Consider the following 16,027-nt stretch of genomic DNA (forward strand, 5'->3'; position numbering starts at 1 on the left):
CTGCAGGGGGGACCCTGTGGGAGAGTAGGACGCCGCCGAACAAATATTGAGAAAACCCCCGTGCCCTTCGGCACGGGGGTTTTCTGCGTTTCAGGGCCGACGGAGCTCGCGGAGTCTTGGAAGAAACCTCGACCCGTCGCCCCCGTGAATCACAGACGTCCAGCCGCCTTCAAAGCCAGATACGCGTCCGCGAGCGCCGGCGCCAGTTCCTCCGGAGTCGCGTCCACAACCGTGACGCCATGGCGGCGGAGTTGTTCCGCGGTGCGAACGCGTTCCGTGTGGGCCTGGGCTGCCGCCGCTGCCTCGTACACCGCGTCGGTGTTTCCGCGCGCCTTGGACATCCTGGCGATGTACGGGTCCGCCACCGAGGCAACGAGAACCGTGTGGCGCTGGGTCAGCCGGCCCAGGACGGGCAGCAGGCCCTCCTCGATGGGGGTGGCGTCGAGTGTGGTGAGCAGCACGATCAGCGACCGGCGGGGGGCCGTACGGAGCGCCGTCGCCGTCAGTCCCCGGGCGTCGGTTTCGACGAGCTCGGGTTCGAGTGTGGCCATGGCGTTGACGAGGGACGGGAGGACGTCGCCCGCCGTGCGGCCCTGGACGAGGGCGCGCAGGCGACGGTCGTAGGCCAGGAGGTCGACGCGGTCACCGGCGCGGGAGGCGAGGGCCCCGAGGAGCAGGGCCGCGTCCATGGAGGCGTCCAGGCGGGGAACGTCGCCGACACGGCCCGCGGAGGTGCGGCCGGTGTCGAGGACCAGCAGGATGTGACGGTCGCGTTCGGGACGCCAGGTGCGTACCGCGACCGCGGACTGGCGGGCGGTGGCACGCCAGTCGATGGAGCGGGTGTCGTCGCCGGGAACGTACTCGCGCAGGCTGTCGAACTCCGTTCCCTCGCCCCGGGTCAGCACGCTGGTGCGGCCGTCCAGTTCGCGCAGCCGGGCCAGTTTGGACGGCAGATGCTTGCGGCTGGTGAAGGGCGGGAGGACGCGTACCGTCCACGGGACCTTGTGGGCGCCCTGGCGGGCGAAGAGGCCGAGGGGGCCGTAGGAGCGGATGGTGACGCGGTCGGCCTGGCGGTCGCCGCGGCGGGTGGGGCGCAGGCGGGTCGTGACGTGCCGGCGTTCGCCTGAGGGGATCGTCAGACGGTGGCGGGAGGCCGCCACCTCCGTACCGGGCTGCCAGCTGCTGGGGGGCCAGGCGTCGCGGATGCGGGCGCGCAGCGGGCGGCTGGACGAGTTGGTGATCGTCAGGGTGACGTCGGCGGTGTCGCCCAGGCGTACCGAGGTGTCGCCGGAGCGGGTCAGGCCGAGACGGCGTACGGGGGCAGCCAGGGCGAAGTCGCAGGCACAGGCCACCGCCAGTGGGGCGTTGACGGCGAGGATGCCCGTCCAGCCGGGTTCCCAGATGCCGACCGGTAGGGAGCCGAGGGCCGCGAGCAGGGCGGCGCGTCCGGTGAGAGCCATCAGCGGGGGACGGGGACGTGGGCGAGGATCGCGTTGATGACCGAGTCGGTCGTGACGCCTTCTATCTCGGCCTCCGGGCGGAGCTGGACGCGGTGGCGGAGCGTGGGCAGGGCAAGGGCCTTCACGTCGTCGGGGATGACGTAGTCGCGGCCGGTCAGCCAGGCCCACGCGCGGGCGGTGGCCAGGAGCGCGGTGGCCCCGCGCGGGGAGACGCCGAGGGTGAGGGACGGCGACTCGCGGGTGGCGCGGCAGATGTCCACGACGTAGGCGGTGATCTCGGGGGAGATCGTGGTTTCGGCGACCGCGCGGCGGGCGGCTTCCAGGTCGGCGGCGTTCGCGACGGGGCGTACGCCGGCGGCGCGCAGGTCGCGCGGGTCGAAGCCCTCGGCGTGGCGGGTGAGGACGTCGATCTCGTCCTGGCGGGAGGGCAGGGGGATGGTCAGCTTGAGGAGGAAACGGTCCAGCTGGGCCTCGGGGAGGGGGTAGGTGCCCTCGTACTCGACCGGGTTCTGGGTCGCGGCGACCAGGAAGGGGTCGGGCAGGAGGCGGGGGGTGCCGTCGACCGTGACCTGGCGTTCCTCCATGGCCTCCAGGAGGGAGGACTGGGTCTTCGGGGGCGTGCGGTTGATCTCGTCCGCGAGGAGGAGGTTGGTGAAGACCGGGCCGGGCTGGAAGGAGAACTCGGCGGTGCGGGCGTCGTAGACCAGGGAGCCGGTGACGTCGCTCGGCATCAGGTCGGGGGTGAACTGGACGCGCTTGGTGTCGAGTTCCAGGGTGGCCGCGAGGGCGCGGACGAGGAGGGTCTTGGCGACACCGGGGACGCCTTCGAGGAGGACGTGGCCGCGGCAGAGCAGGGCGACGACGAGGCCGGTCACCGCGGGGTCCTGGCCGACCACGGCCTTGGCGATCTCGGCACGCAGGGCTTCCAGGGAGGCCCGGGCGGCGGCCGGGTCCCCGGTGTGCGCGGCGTTGTCAGTGGTCGGGTCCATCATGGACGGCGTACCTCTCTTTCGAGGGCGTCGAGGTGGTCGGCGAGCTGGATGAGTGCTGCGTCGTCGCCCGGGGGCGGGCCGAAGAGGAGGGTGTGCAGGGACTGTCCGTCGCCCTGGAGGTGGGCGGACAGCGCGGGGAGCAGGGCCTCGGGCGCGTGCGCCTGGGACACGGGGATGCCCACGAGGGGAGCGAGGCGCGTGCGGGTGGTGGAGCGGAGAGCGGTGGCCGCGCGGTCGCGGGCGTTCGCCTTGCGGTAGAGGCGGGCGCGGCCTTCGACGGTCTCGGAGGCGCGGATCGCCACGGGGAGTTTCTCGGGCACCAGGGGGCCGAGTCGGCGTGCCCGCCAGAGGGCGGCCAGTGCTGCCGCGATGAAGAGTTGCAGGGTGCCCCACAGCCAGCCGGAGGGGAGCAGGTCGAAGAAGCCGCGCTCACCCTCTTCGGAGGCTGCGGAGGCGTCGGCGAGCGAGGGGAGGTACCAGACCAGATGAGGGCGGGAGCCGAGGAGTTGGAGGGCGAGCGAGGCGTTGCCGTGCTCGTCGAGGCGGTCGTTGAGGAGGATGTCGGGCGCGCCGAGGAGGACGGTGTCGCCGTCGCTGTCACCGGAGGGGTCCGGGATGCGCAGCAGGGTGGCGAGGCGCTCACTGGGGTAGCACTCGTCGGCGGTGAGGTGGGTGGTGGTGTAGCGGATGCCGCCCAGGTCGGCGGTGCCCGCGCGGCGGGCGGCGGGCAGGTCGCAGCCGGGGGAGAGGGTGGAGTCGAAGCTGGTGGCCGGGTCGGCGGTGACGCCGGGGGCGAGCCGTTCCACGGAGGCGCTGCCGGCGGAGACCAGGACGGTGCGGCCGCCGGAGCCGGTGGTGGCGGAGTGCAGCCGGGACTGCTGGGGCCCGGTCAGGAGATCGGGGACGGCGACCAGGAGGGTCGTGTCGGGGCCGGCCGCGGCGGTGGCCTCGTCGAGGGTGGTGACCACGTGCGTGTCCACCCCGCGGTCGGCGAGGAGTTCGGCGACGGCGCGGCTGCCGTAAGGATCGGCGGAGCGCGGGTCGAGTTCGCCGTGCCGGGCGTCGGAGCGGACCACGGCGATGGCGACGGCCGCCGCGATCAGCAGCACCAGCGCCAGGGCGATACCCCGCGTGCGGGTCCACACCTGGCGGGCGGTGGGCGAGGCCGAGGTGGACGGGAGCGTGGCCTCGGTCGTCATCCGGCGGCTCCCTGGCGGGCGGTGGTGTCCGTGCTGTGGGCGCTGCTGGTCGCGAGCTGTGGTTTGGTGCGTTCCAGGTCGCGGTCGAGTTCGGCGAGCCGGCGGTACGACTGTTCCGTGGCGGACCGGCCGCCGTATGTGACGTCGTCGAAGGAGCGGGCGGCGGTGTGCAGCCGGTCGGTGTGGGCGGGCAGGGCGCGGCCGGCCTCCGCGGCGGCCTCGTCGGCGGTGCGGCCGGGGCGGAGGTCGAGCAGGGCGCGTTCCTCCAGGGCGCGGACGACGGCCCGCATGCGTTCCTGTACGGCCTGGTTCCAGTGGCCCTGGGCGGCGTGCGCCTCGGCTGCCGCGCGGTGTTCGGCGGCGCTGCGGGGGCGGTCGTCGAACAGGGCGGGGGCCGAGGTCGGTTCGCGGCGCGGAGTGCCCAGGCGCCACCACAGGGCGCCCAGGACGGCGATCACGGCCGCGATGACGACGACCAGGCCGAGCGTGCCGCCGGGTGTCGCGGTGGAGGCGGTGCCGAACAGCTCGTCGACCCATTCCCAGAAGGTGTCGAGGGCCTGCTGGAACCAGCTGGGGTCGTTCTCGTGGTACATGCCTTTGGACAGTTCGCGCCGGGCGGCCTCCCGCGCGGGGTCGCGCGGGATGGTGACGGGCGGCTCGTCGTCGCCGCGCAGCAGCAGGCGTACGACGGTGTCGGCGGCCGCGGGCAGCGCCTGTACGGATGTGAGAACTCCCCCCGTGGCGGTCACGCCGTCAGCTCCCCGGGGTGGTGCCGGGTCCGTGGCCCTGGATGCCGGCGGCGCGGGCCAGTTCGAGGTCGAGGGCCTCGCGGCGGATGCGCTGGTCGACGTAGAGGAGCACGGTGACGCCGGCCGTGATCGGGAACGTGATCATGGCGCCGATGACCGAGCCGATGCCGCTGACGATGAGGAACGTCCAGCCTATGTCGCCGCCGGCGCTGTTGAGGAAGCCGGAGACGCCGTCGCCGCCGACGGCCGCGGCGAGGAAGGTGAAGGGGATGACGATGATCGACGCGACGACGTTCGCGATGATCGTCGCGAGCAGCTGGATGCCGAAGACCCGCCACCAGGAGCCGCGCACCAGTTTGGCGGAGCGGCTCATCGCCTTCACGATGCCCTGCTTCTCCAGCATCAGCGTGGGCGAGGCCAGCGACAGGCGGATCATGAGCCACAGGGTGACGACGACGGCGCCGATCAGGCCCAGGACGGTGAGGGCGATGCCCGCCCCGCTGTCCGTGGCGAGGGTGACGAGGAAGCCGGGCAGCGCGCCGACGGCCATGATGCCGACGGTGATGAGCAGCAGCAGGCAGATCAGGCCGAACAGCTTGACGATCTGGGGGCGTGCGTCGCGCCAGGCCTCGCGGGTGGTGACCGACCTGCCGAGTACCGCGCGGCTGGTGACGGTCGTGAGCAGGGCGGTGGCGGCGACGGTGCCGACCAGGGTGACCAGGAAGACCACGCCGGAGTTGAGCAGGGCGTCGCCCATGGCGTCGGTCAGTTCGCCGAGGGTGGCGCTGGGGTCGTCGAGGACCGCGGTGCTGGAGTTGTCCAGAGCGAGGCCCTGGAGCAGCACGACGACGATCTCGGTGAGGACGGCGACGGTCAGCGAGATGCCGAGGACCGTGCGCCAGTAGGCGCGCATGGTGGAGACGGCGCCGTCGAGGATCTCGCCCACGCCGAGCGGGCGGAGCGGGATGACGCCGGGCTTGGCCGCGGGCGGGGGGCCTCCCCAGCCGCCGCCCCAGGCACCGTAGCCGCCGGGTCCGCCGTGACCTCCGTAGCCGCCGGGCCCGCCGGGTGGCGGGGTGCCCCAGCCCGGTCCGGGCGGCGGGGACGGGGGCGTCTGCCCGGGGCCTGTGGGGCCGGGCGGGCCGGTGGGTGCGGACCACTGGGCGGGTGGTGGCTGTTCCTTCGACCACTTCGCGCCCGGGTCCTGCGGGGCCTGGCCCGGCTGTCGGGGCTGGTCGGCGGGGTGCTGGGGGTCTGGACGGCCGGCGGGCTCGGCAGGGCCGGACGCGCCCGGTTCCTGCCCTTCGGACGGGGCGGATCCGGGCGAGGCCCAGCCCGGAGTGTCGTTCATCGTCGCTCCTTCACGGTGCCCGTCCGCGGTCGCGGCGGCGGCTTGGCTGCCATCGTGCCATGGGGTGGTCATCAACCGACCTGCCGAGGTGAGGGCTGCGTACCTTCAATTGTCCGTGCGACAGGGGGCAGACTGGCCGCATGGCTGATCAGTACGCACACAGCGGCGACAACAAGCGGCCGACCGAGATCCCGGCGCTGCGCTGGGAGGAGCCGCCCGAAGGCCCCGTCCTGGTCCTGCTCGACCAGACGAGGCTGCCTGCCGAGGAGGTCGAACTCGTCTGTACGGATGCGCCGGCGCTGGTGGAGGCGATCCGCTCGCTCGCCGTGCGCGGTGCTCCCCTGCTGGGCGTCGCGGGAGCCTACGGCGTCGCGCTCGCCGCCGTACGGGGCTACGACGTGGACGACGCGGCGGCGGCGCTGGAGAGCGCCCGGCCCACCGCGGTGAACCTCGCCGTCGGCGTACGCCGGGCGCACTCCGCCCACCAGGCCGTCCTCGCCCGCGGCGGGGACGCCCGGCAGGCGGCCGGGGCCGCGCTGGCCGCGGCACGGCAGCTGCACCGGGAGGACGCCGAGGCCAGTGCCCGGATGGCCGAGCACGGGCTGGCGCTCCTCGACGAGCTGCTGCCCGGCGGCGGGCACCGGATCCTCACGCACTGCAACACCGGTTCGTTGGTGTCGGGCGGCGAGGGGACGGCGTTCGCGGTGGCGCTGGCGGCGCACCGGGTGGGACGGCTCCGGCGCCTGTGGGTGGACGAAACGCGTCCATTGCTGCAAGGTGCTCGCCTGACGGCGTACGAGGCGGCCCGCAGCGGCATGGCGTACACCCTGCTCACCGACAACGCGGCGGGATCGCTGTTCGCGGCGGGTGAGGTGGACGCGGTGCTCGTCGGCGCGGACCGCATCGCGGCCGACGGCTCGGTGGCGAACAAGGTGGGGAGCTATCCGCTCGCGGTGCTCGCGCGGTACCACCATGTGCCGTTCATCGTGGTGGCACCGGTGACGACGGTGGATCCGGAGACGCCGGACGGGGCGTCCATCGAGGTGGAGCAGCGTCCCGGTCATGAAGTGACCGAGGTCACGGCACCGCAGGTGCCGGTGGCCGGAACGGAAGCAGGAGGGGGGATTCCGGTGGCGCCCCTGGGGACCCAGGCGTACAACCCGGCGTTCGATGTGACGCCGCCGGAGCTGGTGACGGCGATCGTCACCGAAGAAGGTGCCGTTTCGCCCGTGACGGCCGAGGCCCTGGCCGCGCTGTGTGCCAGGTCACGCCAGGTCACGATGAGCTAATGGGATGATGTCGTTTATGAAGGGACGAGTCCTTGTCGTCGACGACGACAGCGCACTGGCCGAGATGCTCGGCATCGTGCTGCGCGGTGAAGGTTTTGAGCCGTCTTTCGTAGCCGACGGCGACAAGGCGCTGGCCGCTTTCCGCGAGGCCAAGCCCGATCTGGTGCTCCTGGACCTGATGCTGCCCGGCCGGGACGGCATCGAGGTGTGCCGCCTGATCAGGGCGGAGTCCGGGGTGCCGATCGTGATGCTCACGGCGAAGAGCGACACCGTCGATGTCGTGGTGGGCCTGGAGTCCGGGGCCGACGACTACATCGTGAAGCCGTTCAAACCGAAGGAGCTGGTGGCCCGTATCCGGGCGCGGCTGCGCAGGTCGGAGGAGCCGGCGCCGGAGCAGCTCGCCATCGGTGACCTGGTGATCGACGTGGCCGGGCACTCCGTGAAGCGGGACGGGCAGTCGATCGCGCTGACGCCGCTGGAGTTCGACCTGCTGGTCGCGCTCGCCCGCAAGCCGTGGCAGGTGTTCACGCGCGAGGTCCTGCTGGAGCAGGTCTGGGGCTACCGCCACGCGGCGGACACCCGGTTGGTGAACGTGCATGTGCAGCGGCTGCGCTCCAAGGTCGAGAAGGACCCGGAGAAGCCGGAGATCGTGGTGACCGTCCGTGGTGTCGGATACAAGGCAGGACCGAGCTGACATGTCCGGTGACAGTGCCGCTTCGGCGCCCGGTCGGTCCGGGGGCCGTCCGGGGCGGCCTGTCGGCCGGAAGTCTCCGGGCTCCCGCTGGGGGCGCCTGCTCGACGGCGGGCTGCTGCAGGGCGGGGTCCAGGGCAGTCCGGTGATCCGGCTGTTCGTGCGCTGGGTACGTCGGCCGCTGCTGCCCGTCATGCGGCTGTGGCGGCGCAACATCCAGCTCAAGGTCGTCGTCACCACGCTGCTGATGTCGCTGGGCGTGGTCCTGCTGCTGGGCTTCGTCGTCATCGGGCAGGTGCGCAACGGTCTGCTGGACGCCAAGGTGAAGGCGTCGCAGAGCCAGGCCACCGGCGGGTTCGCGGTGGCCAAACAGCAGGCCGAGGAGGACGTGAGCGTCACGGGCGACGACGGCGCGGCGGTGGACGGCCGTTCCTCGCAGAGCGTCATCCAGTGGATGAGCGACCTCGTGGAGTCGCTCTCCAGCGGCGGCCAGGGCGCCTTCGACGTGGTGACCCTGCCCGCGGGCGACGAGAGCGGCAGCGGACGCGGACCGCGCGCCTCCGGCGAGGTCAACCCGACGGCGAGTGTGCCGGCGGCGCTGCGGGAGAGGATCGACACCAGCGCGTCGGCGGCCCAGAGCTACACGCGCATCGTCTACGACACCAACAAGCCCTCCCAGCCCGGCCTGGTCATCGGCAAGCAGGTCAACGACCCCAACGGCGACCCGTACCAGCTGTACTACCTCTTCCCGCTCACCCAGGAGGAGAAGTCGCTGAGCCTGGTCAAGGGCACCCTGGCGACCGCCGGGCTGTTCGTCGTCGTACTCCTCGGGGCGATCGCCTGGCTCGTGGTGCGCCAGGTCGTCACGCCGGTGCGGATGGCGGCCGGGATCGCCGAGCGGCTCTCCGCCGGGCGGCTGCAGGAACGTATGAAGGTCACCGGCGAGGACGACATCGCGCGGCTCGGCGAGGCGTTCAACAAGATGGCGCAGAACCTCCAGCTGAAGATCAACCAGCTCGAGGACCTGTCGCGGATGCAGCGCCGGTTCGTGTCGGACGTGTCGCACGAGCTGCGGACGCCGCTGACGACGGTGCGGATGGCCGCGGACGTCATCCACGAGGCGCGCGAGGACTTCGACCCGGTGACCGCGCGGTCGGCGGAACTGCTCGCCGACCAGATCGACCGGTTCGAGTCGCTGCTCGCGGACCTGCTGGAGATCAGCCGGTTCGACGCGGGCGCGGCGGCGCTGGAGGCGGAGCCGATAGACCTGCGCGAGGTCGTACGGCGGGTGGTCAGCGGGGCGGAGCCGCTCGCCGAGCGCAAGGGCACGCGGATCAGGACCGTCGGCGACCAGCAGCCCGTCGTCGCCGAGGCCGACGCGCGGCGTGTGGAGCGGGTACTGCGCAACCTGGTCGTCAACGCGGTGGAGCACGGCGAGGGCAGGGACGTCGTCGTCAAGCTCGCCGCGGCCGGCGGGGCGGTGGCGGTGGCCGTGCGCGACTACGGCGTCGGGCTCAAGCCCGGTGAGGCGACCCGGGTCTTCAGCCGCTTCTGGCGGGCCGACCCGGCACGCGCGCGTACCACCGGCGGTACGGGGCTGGGGCTGTCCATCGCCCTGGAGGACGCGCGGCTGCACGGCGGCTGGCTCCAGGCGTGGGGCGAGCCGGGCGGCGGCTCGCAGTTCCGGCTGACGCTGCCCAGGACCGCGGACGAGCCGCTGAGGGGGTCGCCGATACCGCTGGAGCCCAAGGACTCGCGGCGCAACCGCGGGCCGGACGACACCGGCCTGCCGCGCGGCGGCGGGCACGGCGAGAAGCGCGCGACGGTGCCGGCGCGGCAGGCGGGCACCGACGGGCCGACGCGGGACCCGTTCGCGCTGAGGCCGGCGACCGCCACCCCGACGGCCGACCCCACCGCGCTGCCCGGCAGCGGCGCACGCGTGGTGGCCCGGCCCGCCCCACCGGCACGAACGGGCAGCACGCGGATGACACCGGGGGCGCGGAGCACGACTGCGGACGGCGATGACGGGTTCCCGGAGACCGGCGGCGGTTCCGGGGGACGACCGGACGACGGGGGTGCGGAGGCTTCCGCCGCGAGCGGAGACGGCTCGGGTCAGGGAGCGCGGGCCGGACACGGTGGCTCCGCGCGGGAGCCGGACGCCGGCCGTGACGAGGGCTCGGGGGCGTCGGCCGCGGGGAGCGGCGACGGTCCCGGGCCGGGCGCGGACGGTGGCCGTGACCGGGATCCGGAGGCCGGCCGGGAGCCGGGGCGCGGGGCCGGGGTGGACGGTGGCGAGGGCGGTCGGAGTGTGGCGCGGGACGCGGACAGGGACGGGGAGGCTTCGCGTGGGCGGCGGTGAGCGCGGCCGGGGGGTGCCGGTGCGGACGGTGGCGTACGTCGCCAGTGGGGTCGTTCTGCTGGCCGGGTGTGCCTCCATGCCCGACAGCGGGGATCTGCGGGGCGTCGAGTCGACGCCGCGGCAGGACACACAGGTGCGGGTGTTCGCCATGCCGCCCAGTGAGGACGCCACTCCCACGCAGATCGTGCAGGGCTTCCTGGAGGCGCTGACCAGTGACGACCCCGACTACAAGACCGCGCGCCAGTATCTGACCCGTGAGGCGGCGAAGACCTGGAAGCCGGAGCTGTCCACCACCGTGCTGTCGGACGGGCCGGGCGCCCAGGCCGACAGCACGGACCGGCAGGACGCCGGTTCCCTGTCCTACACGCTGACCGGGACCAAGGTCGCCACGGTGGACGCGCAGCAGTCGTACGCGCCCGCCTCCGGGCCCTACGACGAGCTGGTGCGTCTCACGAAGGACGCCAAGAGCGAGCAGTGGCGCATCGACGTGGTGCCGCAGGGCGTCGTCATGGGCAAGTCGGACTTCCAGCGCAACTACATGTCCGTCAACAAGTACTACTTCGCCTCGGACAGCGCGGGAGCGGCGCCGATGACGGTCGCCGACCCCGTCTATGTGCGCAGTCACGTGGACCCCACGACCCAGATGGTGCGCTCCCTCGTCGAGGGGCCCACGACCTGGCTGGACCCCGCCGTCAGGAGCGCCTTCCCCGCGGGGACGGCGTTGCGGAAGGGCGCCGGCCCGCTGACCCCGGACGACCGGGGCAGACTGACCGTGCCGCTCAACGACAAGGCGGCCGAGGTCGACACCGGCCGGTGCGAGGAGATGGCGGCCCAGCTGCTGTTCACGCTGCGCACGCTCAGCCCCGCGGTGGACGAGGTCGAGCTGCGGGCCGGCGGCGGGCAGCTGTGCTCGCTCGCCCAGAACGGGGTCGAGCTCGTCGCCACCCGGGGCGCGCTGGACACGCCCGACCACCTGTACTTCGTCGACGACAAGCACCGGCTCGTGCGGATCACCGCGGGCAGCAGCGACACCGAGCCCGCGCCGGTGCCCGGTGCGCTGGGCGGGGGCGAGAAGGCGCTGCGGTCGGTGGCGGTCGCCCGGGACGAGCGGACCGCGGCCGGGGTCGCCATCGACGGCAGGTCGCTGTTCGTCGCCTCGCTGGTGTCGGGGAGCTCCCTCGGGGAGCCCGTGCTGCGCAGCACGGGCAAGACCGAGGAGGACAGGCTGACCACGCCCAGCTGGGACGCGCAGGGTGGCCTGTGGGTGGCCGACAGCGACCCCGCCGACCCGCGGCTGTACTTCCTGGAGGAGGGCGCGGGTGAGCCGGTCGAGGTGCGGACGCCGGAGCTGGACGGCCGTGTGCGGGCGGTCCGGGTGGCCGCCGACGGGGTGCGGATCGCGCTCGTCGTGGAGAAGGACGGTCGGAGTTCCCTGGTGATCGGGCGGATCGAGCGGAACGGCGGAACGGGTGAGCGGCCGGTGGTCACCGTGCTGGACCCGCGCTCCGCGACGCCGGTGCTGGAGCAGGTCACGGCCATGTCCTGGGCCGGGGACAGCCGGCTCGTGGTGGTCGGACGGGAGCAGGGAGGCGTGGAGCAGATGAAGTACGTCGAGGTCGACGGCTCCACGCCGGACGTGCCGCCGCCCGCCGCCCTGACCGGCGTCAAGGCCGTCACCGCCTCCGAGGACGAACAGGCGCCGCTGATGGCGTACTCGGTGGACGGGATCGTACGGCTGCCCTCGGGCGCGCAGTGGCAGAAGGTGACGGAGGGGACCGCGCCGGTCTATCCGGGGTGAGCCGGGCCGGCCGGACCCGTCCCCCGGGTTATCCACAGGGGTGGCCGGGTGCGGTGGGCGTTGGCACAGTGGTCCCATGCGGGACTGGTGGCAGGACCTCACCGACCTGGTGCTCCCGGCCGAGTGCGGCGGCTGCGGCAGAGCCCGTACGGTGCTCTGCGCCCGGTGCCGTACGGCACTGAGCGGGGCCGTGCCGCGCCGGGTGCGGCCGGTGCCCGAGCCGGCCGGGCTGCCCTCGGTGCACGCGGCGGCCCGGTACGCGGACGAGGTGCGCGCCACGCTGCTGGCCCACAAGGAGCGGGGTGCCCTGGCCCTCTCCGGACCGCTCGGCGAGGCGCTGGCGGGAGCGGTGCGGGCGGGACTGGCGGCGGTCCGTGCGCCGTGCGCGGGCGGCGGCCCGGTGCTGCTCGTCCCCGTTCCCTCCGCACGGCGTGCGGTGCGGGCGCGCGGTCATGACCCCGCCCGGCGGATCGCCTACGCGGCGGCGGGTGAGCTGCGGCGGGCAGGGGTACCCGCACGAGTGCTTCCCGCGCTGCGGCAACGGCGGGACGTGGCCGACCAGTCGGGGCTGGGCTCCCGGCAGCGGCTGGCCAATCTCGCGGGCGCGCTGACGGTGGTGCCGGGATGCGGCCGGCTGCTTTCGGCGGGCCGGGTCGTCCTGGTCGACGACCTGATGACGACCGGGGCGTCGCTGGCCGAGGCGGCGCGCGCCGTGCGGGCGCGGTCGTGGGCCGTGTCACCGGATCGGGGCGCCGAATCGAGTATTTCGGGGCCCGCGCTCGTGTACTGGGGTGAGACACGGGAAAGGAGAGGGGAACAGCGGAGCGGACCAGTTCAACAGTGGACGGGTCGGCGGCCGGGCCGGCCGCCGGTCACGGCGGGCGCGGGCGGCGCCGACGGGATGTGCGCGGCCGTCGTCGCGGCGTCTCCGGACGCTTTCGAAATAAACCGGAACTGACTGAGAACGTGCGTCGTTACAGGTAATGAGAGGGTTAATTCACGAGAATGGAGGTATGGCGCGGTAGAGGGTGACGCCATCCGTCCGAGCGAGATATGTTCGGTTGTGAGGGAAAGCCGCAGGCCACACCTCTCGAATCCGATTGCCGTGCTGCGGGTTTTTCGTCATCACCCGTGCCGGTGGAGTGGAGATCTCGCCCATGGGGGAGGAGGTGGACGTCACCGAGTCCGAGGTTCCGGACGTCACCGGAATCTGGTGCAAAAGGGAGACGCTCCGCACCGAGGCGGAGTGATCCGGGAACGGAGTTCTGCGTGGACATCGTCGTCAAGGGCCGCAAGACCGAGGTGCCCGAGCGGTTCCGGAAGCACGTGGCCGAGAAGCTGAACCTGGAGAAGATCCAGAAGCTCGATGGCAAGGTGATCAGCCTCGACGTCGAGGTGTCCAAGGAGCCCAACCCCCGACAGGCCGACCGCAGCGACCGGGTGGAGATCACGCTCCGCTCCCGCGGTCCGGTGATCCGGGCGGAGGCAGCGGCGAGCGATCCGTACGCGGCGCTCGACCTGGCAGCGGAGAAGCTGGACGCCCGGCTGCGCAAGCAGCACGACAAGCGATTCTCACGGCGCGGCGCGCGCAGGATCTCGGCCGCCGAGGTCCCCGACCACGTCCCGGGCGCGGCGACACTCAACGGGGCCGGCGCGGGCTCCGTCACGGAAGAGCGGGAAGCCGTCCCCACCAAGAAGATCGGCTCCCTGGAAGTCCAGGGCGACGGACCGCTGATCGTCCGTGAGAAGACCCACGTGGCGGCGCCCATGACCCTCGACCAGGCGCTCTACGAGATGGAGCTGGTCGGGCATGACTTCTATTTGTTCATCGACTCCGAGACCAAGGAACCCAGCGTCGTCTACCGGCGGCACGCCTACGACTACGGCGTGATCCACCTCAGCACGGACACGATGGTCACCCAGACGCAGTCCCCCGAGGCGGGTGGGACGCTCGGCGGCTGACCCGCCGCGTGACGGCCGAACCGGTGCCCCTGGTGCGCGTGTGCGCCCCCAGGGGCACCGGTGTGCGCCCACTCGGCGCGCACACCGGCACCCCGGTGACAGCGGGGCATGGAATCATGGCTGCAACGGCCCAACCGGTGGGCCGCTGCCTTGGGTTGGCGATGGTCAGGACCACAGGCCACAGCCTTCAGGGGGAGGAACGATGGCGGACAGCTTCGGACCGATGCGTGACGGGGACGCCGACGACGGCGTCGTCGGCATGGGCCCGGACGCGGGCACACCACGCAAGGAGCCGATCAGAGTCCTTGTGGTGGACGACCACGCGCTGTTCCGCCGCGGACTGGAGATCGTGCTCGCGGCCGAGGAGGACATCCAGGTCGTCGGCGAGGCGGGGGACGGCGCGGAGGCGGTGGAGAAGGCGGCCGACCTGCTGCCCGACATCGTCCTGATGGACGTGCGGATGCCCAAGCGGGGCGGGATCGAGGCGTGCACCTCCATCAAGGAGGTCGCCCCCAGCGCGAAGATCATCATGCTGACGATCAGCGACGAGGAAGCCGATCTCTACGACGCCATCAAGGCGGGCGCGACCGGTTATCTCCTCAAGGAGATCTCCACGGACGAGGTGGCCACCGCCATTCGCGCGGTGGCCGACGGGCAGTCGCAGATCAGCCCGTCCATGGCGTCGAAACTGCTCACCGAGTTCAAGTCGATGATCCAGCGCACCGACGAGCGTCGGCTGGTGCCCGCGCCCCGGCTGACGGATCGTGAACTCGAAGTCCTCAAGCTGGTGGCCACGGGAATGAACAACCGCGATATCGCCAAGGAACTGTTCATCTCCGAGAACACCGTGAAGAACCACGTGCGCAACATCCTGGAGAAGCTCCAGCTGCACTCCAGGATGGAGGCGGTGGTCTACGCGATGCGGGAGAAGATCCTCGAGATCCGGTGACGGCGCCCCGCGTCAGGCCAGGGCCCGGGCGAGCTCCAGGGTGAGGGCCTCACGCAGCTCCGGTGCGTCGACCCGCTCCACGCGCACGTCCGTGCAGTCCACCCAGCCCGCCGCCTCCACCAGGGCCCGGGCCACGGCGGGGACCGCCTTGCGGCCGTCCAGCGTGACCTGCTTGGCCACCAGTGTGCGGCCCTCACGGGCCGGGTCGACCCGGCCGACGAGCCGGCCGCCCGCGAGGACGGGCATCGCGAAGTAGCCGTGCACCCGCTTGGGCTTGGGCACGTAGGCCTCAAGGCGGTGGGTGAAGCCGAAGATCCGCTCCGTGCGCGCCCGCTCCCAGACCAGGGAGTCGAACGGGGACAGCAGCGTCGTACGGTGCCGGCCGCGCGGCGGTGTCGCCAGGGCCGCCGGATCGGCCCAGGCCGGCTTGGACCAGCCCGCCACCGTGACCGGGACCAGGCCCGAGCCGTCGATCACCGCGTCGACCTGATCGCCCCTGAGGCGGTGGTAGTCGGCGATGTCCGCGCGCGTGCCCACGCCGAGGGACCGGCCGGCCAGGCGGACCAGACGGCGCAGGCACTCGGCGTCGTCCAGCTCGTCGTGCAGCAGCTCCGTGGGGATCGCCCGCTCGGCGAGGTCGTAGACGCGCTTCCAGCCGCGGCGCTCGACGCACACCACCTCGCCGTACATCAGGGCGCGCTCGACGGCGACCTTGGTGCCGGACCAGTCCCACCACTCGCTGGTGCGCTTGGCGCCGCCCAGCTCCGTGGCCGTCAGGGGGCCCTCCGCGCGGAGCTGCTTGATCACCTGGTCGTAGGCGCCGTCGGGGAGCTCGTGGCCCCAGAGCGGGCGGGCGCGGTAGGCGCGGCGGCGGAAGGCGAAGTGGGGCCACTCCTCGACGGGGAGGATGCACGCGGCGTGCGACCAGTACTCGAACGCGTGCGGCGGCCGGTCCGCCTCCTTCCAGTACGCCTCCTCCACGGTCCGGCGTCCCACGGAGCCCAGACGGGCGTACGGGATGAGCTCGTGGGAGCGGGCGAGGACGGAGATGGTGTCGAGCTGCACCGCGCCCAGATGACGGAGGACGCCCCGGACACCCGAGCGGCGGTCCGGGGCGCCGAGGAATCCCTGGGCCCGCAGGGCGATGCGGCGGGCCTCGTCTGCCGTCAGTTCCGTGGTCGGGCGCGGAAGGGTCGTCATACGTCCGCACGATAGAGGGCGGCACTGA

13 protein-coding genes are annotated in these 16,027 nt (G+C 72.8%); 7 read left to right on the forward strand and 6 right to left on the reverse strand.

The genetic code is table 11. The features are described from left to right. Window positions 1–149 precede the first annotated feature (149 nt). The 5 genes from ACIA6T_RS34705 to ACIA6T_RS34725 are packed head-to-tail and all read right to left on the reverse strand — an operon-like array spanning window position 150 to window position 5,751. Window positions 150–1,460: a DUF58 domain-containing protein gene (locus ACIA6T_RS34705; RefSeq protein WP_399450490.1), complete on the reverse strand. Its 1,311-nt coding sequence runs from the start codon at window positions 1,458–1,460 to the stop codon at window positions 150–152. Next, entirely contained in the window at window positions 1,460–2,449 is a 990-nt protein-coding gene (locus ACIA6T_RS34710) for an AAA family ATPase (protein WP_399450491.1), read from the reverse strand. The genes ACIA6T_RS34705 and ACIA6T_RS34710 overlap by 1 nt, the downstream gene beginning before the upstream one ends. Further along, window positions 2,449–3,651: a DUF4350 domain-containing protein gene (locus ACIA6T_RS34715; RefSeq protein ID WP_399450492.1), complete on the reverse strand. Its 1,203-nt coding sequence runs from the start codon at window positions 3,649–3,651 to the stop codon at window positions 2,449–2,451. Before ACIA6T_RS34715 ends, ACIA6T_RS34710 begins: the two co-directional genes overlap by 1 nt. After that, on the reverse strand, window positions 3,648–4,400 hold the full coding sequence (locus tag ACIA6T_RS34720) for a DUF4129 domain-containing protein (protein WP_399450493.1): 753 nt from the start codon (window positions 4,398–4,400) through the stop codon (window positions 3,648–3,650). The genes ACIA6T_RS34715 and ACIA6T_RS34720 overlap by 4 nt, the downstream gene beginning before the upstream one ends. A 4-nt stretch (window positions 4,401–4,404) precedes the next feature. Beyond that, entirely contained in the window at window positions 4,405–5,751 is a 1,347-nt protein-coding gene (locus tag ACIA6T_RS34725; RefSeq protein ID WP_399450494.1) for a glycerophosphoryl diester phosphodiesterase membrane domain-containing protein, read from the reverse strand. A gap of 140 nt (window positions 5,752–5,891) precedes the next feature. Here ACIA6T_RS34725 and mtnA point away from each other — a divergent pair, with 140 nt between their 5' ends. From mtnA to ACIA6T_RS34760, 7 genes are all read left to right on the forward strand, one after another. Further along, complete coding sequence (gene mtnA, locus ACIA6T_RS34730; RefSeq protein WP_399450495.1) at window positions 5,892–7,040, forward strand: S-methyl-5-thioribose-1-phosphate isomerase; 1,149 nt, start codon at window positions 5,892–5,894, stop codon at window positions 7,038–7,040. Between the two features lie 4 nt (window positions 7,041–7,044). Next, window positions 7,045–7,734, forward strand: a complete 690-nt coding sequence (gene mtrA / locus ACIA6T_RS34735; protein WP_004930665.1) for a two-component system response regulator MtrA — start codon at window positions 7,045–7,047, stop codon at window positions 7,732–7,734. A gap of 1 nt (window position 7,735) precedes the next feature. Next, window positions 7,736–10,090, forward strand: a complete 2,355-nt coding sequence (gene mtrB, locus ACIA6T_RS34740) for an MtrAB system histidine kinase MtrB (RefSeq protein WP_399450496.1) — start codon at window positions 7,736–7,738, stop codon at window positions 10,088–10,090. A gap of 76 nt (window positions 10,091–10,166) precedes the next feature. Beyond that, window positions 10,167–11,888, forward strand: coding sequence for an LpqB family beta-propeller domain-containing protein (locus ACIA6T_RS34745; RefSeq protein WP_399450512.1), 1,722 nt, complete (start codon window positions 10,167–10,169; stop codon window positions 11,886–11,888). Window positions 11,889–11,964: 76 nt separating this feature from the next. After that, on the forward strand, window positions 11,965–12,846 hold the full coding sequence (locus tag ACIA6T_RS34750; RefSeq protein WP_399450497.1) for a ComF family protein: 882 nt from the start codon (window positions 11,965–11,967) through the stop codon (window positions 12,844–12,846). A gap of 311 nt (window positions 12,847–13,157) precedes the next feature. Continuing rightward, entirely contained in the window at window positions 13,158–13,850 is a 693-nt protein-coding gene (gene hpf / locus ACIA6T_RS34755) for a ribosome hibernation-promoting factor, HPF/YfiA family (protein ID WP_217131121.1), read from the forward strand. A 202-nt stretch (window positions 13,851–14,052) separates the two neighbouring features. Next, the gene (locus ACIA6T_RS34760) at window positions 14,053–14,799 is read left to right on the forward strand and encodes a response regulator (RefSeq protein WP_399450498.1); all 747 of its coding nucleotides are present in this window, start codon (window positions 14,053–14,055) and stop codon (window positions 14,797–14,799) included. A gap of 12 nt (window positions 14,800–14,811) precedes the next feature. On the opposite strand, the gene ACIA6T_RS34765 is transcribed toward ACIA6T_RS34760, so the two are convergent. Continuing rightward, window positions 14,812–15,999 (reverse strand): winged helix-turn-helix domain-containing protein, encoded by a 1,188-nt coding sequence (locus ACIA6T_RS34765; protein ID WP_399450499.1) that lies wholly within the window; start codon window positions 15,997–15,999, stop codon window positions 14,812–14,814. Window positions 16,000–16,027: the final 28 nt, after the last annotated feature.

It is taken from the genome of Streptomyces sp. NPDC051740 (genome assembly GCF_044453165.1).
Classification (GTDB): Bacteria; Actinomycetota; Actinomycetes; order Streptomycetales; family Streptomycetaceae; genus Streptomyces; species Streptomyces atrovirens.

Excerpts from the sequence above, each read along its gene's own strand:
- ACIA6T_RS34705 (WP_399450490.1), bottom strand. The coding sequence starts at position 1,460 with ATGGCTCTCACCGGACGCGCCGCCCTGCTCGCGGCCCTCGGCTCCCTA.
- ACIA6T_RS34710 (WP_399450491.1), bottom strand. The coding sequence starts at position 2,449 with ATGGACCCGACCACTGACAACGCCGCGCACACCGGGGACCCGGCCGCC.
- ACIA6T_RS34715 (WP_399450492.1), bottom strand. The coding sequence starts at position 3,651 with ATGACGACCGAGGCCACGCTCCCGTCCACCTCGGCCTCGCCCACCGCC.
- ACIA6T_RS34725 (WP_399450494.1), bottom strand. The coding sequence starts at position 5,751 with ATGAACGACACTCCGGGCTGGGCCTCGCCCGGATCCGCCCCGTCCGAA.
- mtnA (WP_399450495.1), top strand. The coding sequence starts at position 5,892 with ATGGCTGATCAGTACGCACACAGCGGCGACAACAAGCGGCCGACCGAG.
- mtrA (WP_004930665.1), top strand. The coding sequence starts at position 7,045 with ATGATGTCGTTTATGAAGGGACGAGTCCTTGTCGTCGACGACGACAGC.
- mtrB (WP_399450496.1), top strand. The coding sequence starts at position 7,736 with ATGTCCGGTGACAGTGCCGCTTCGGCGCCCGGTCGGTCCGGGGGCCGT.
- ACIA6T_RS34745 (WP_399450512.1), top strand. The coding sequence starts at position 10,167 with ATGCCCGACAGCGGGGATCTGCGGGGCGTCGAGTCGACGCCGCGGCAG.
- ACIA6T_RS34750 (WP_399450497.1), top strand. The coding sequence starts at position 11,965 with ATGCGGGACTGGTGGCAGGACCTCACCGACCTGGTGCTCCCGGCCGAG.
- ACIA6T_RS34760 (WP_399450498.1), top strand. The coding sequence starts at position 14,053 with ATGGCGGACAGCTTCGGACCGATGCGTGACGGGGACGCCGACGACGGC.
- ACIA6T_RS34765 (WP_399450499.1), bottom strand. The coding sequence starts at position 15,999 with ATGACGACCCTTCCGCGCCCGACCACGGAACTGACGGCAGACGAGGCC.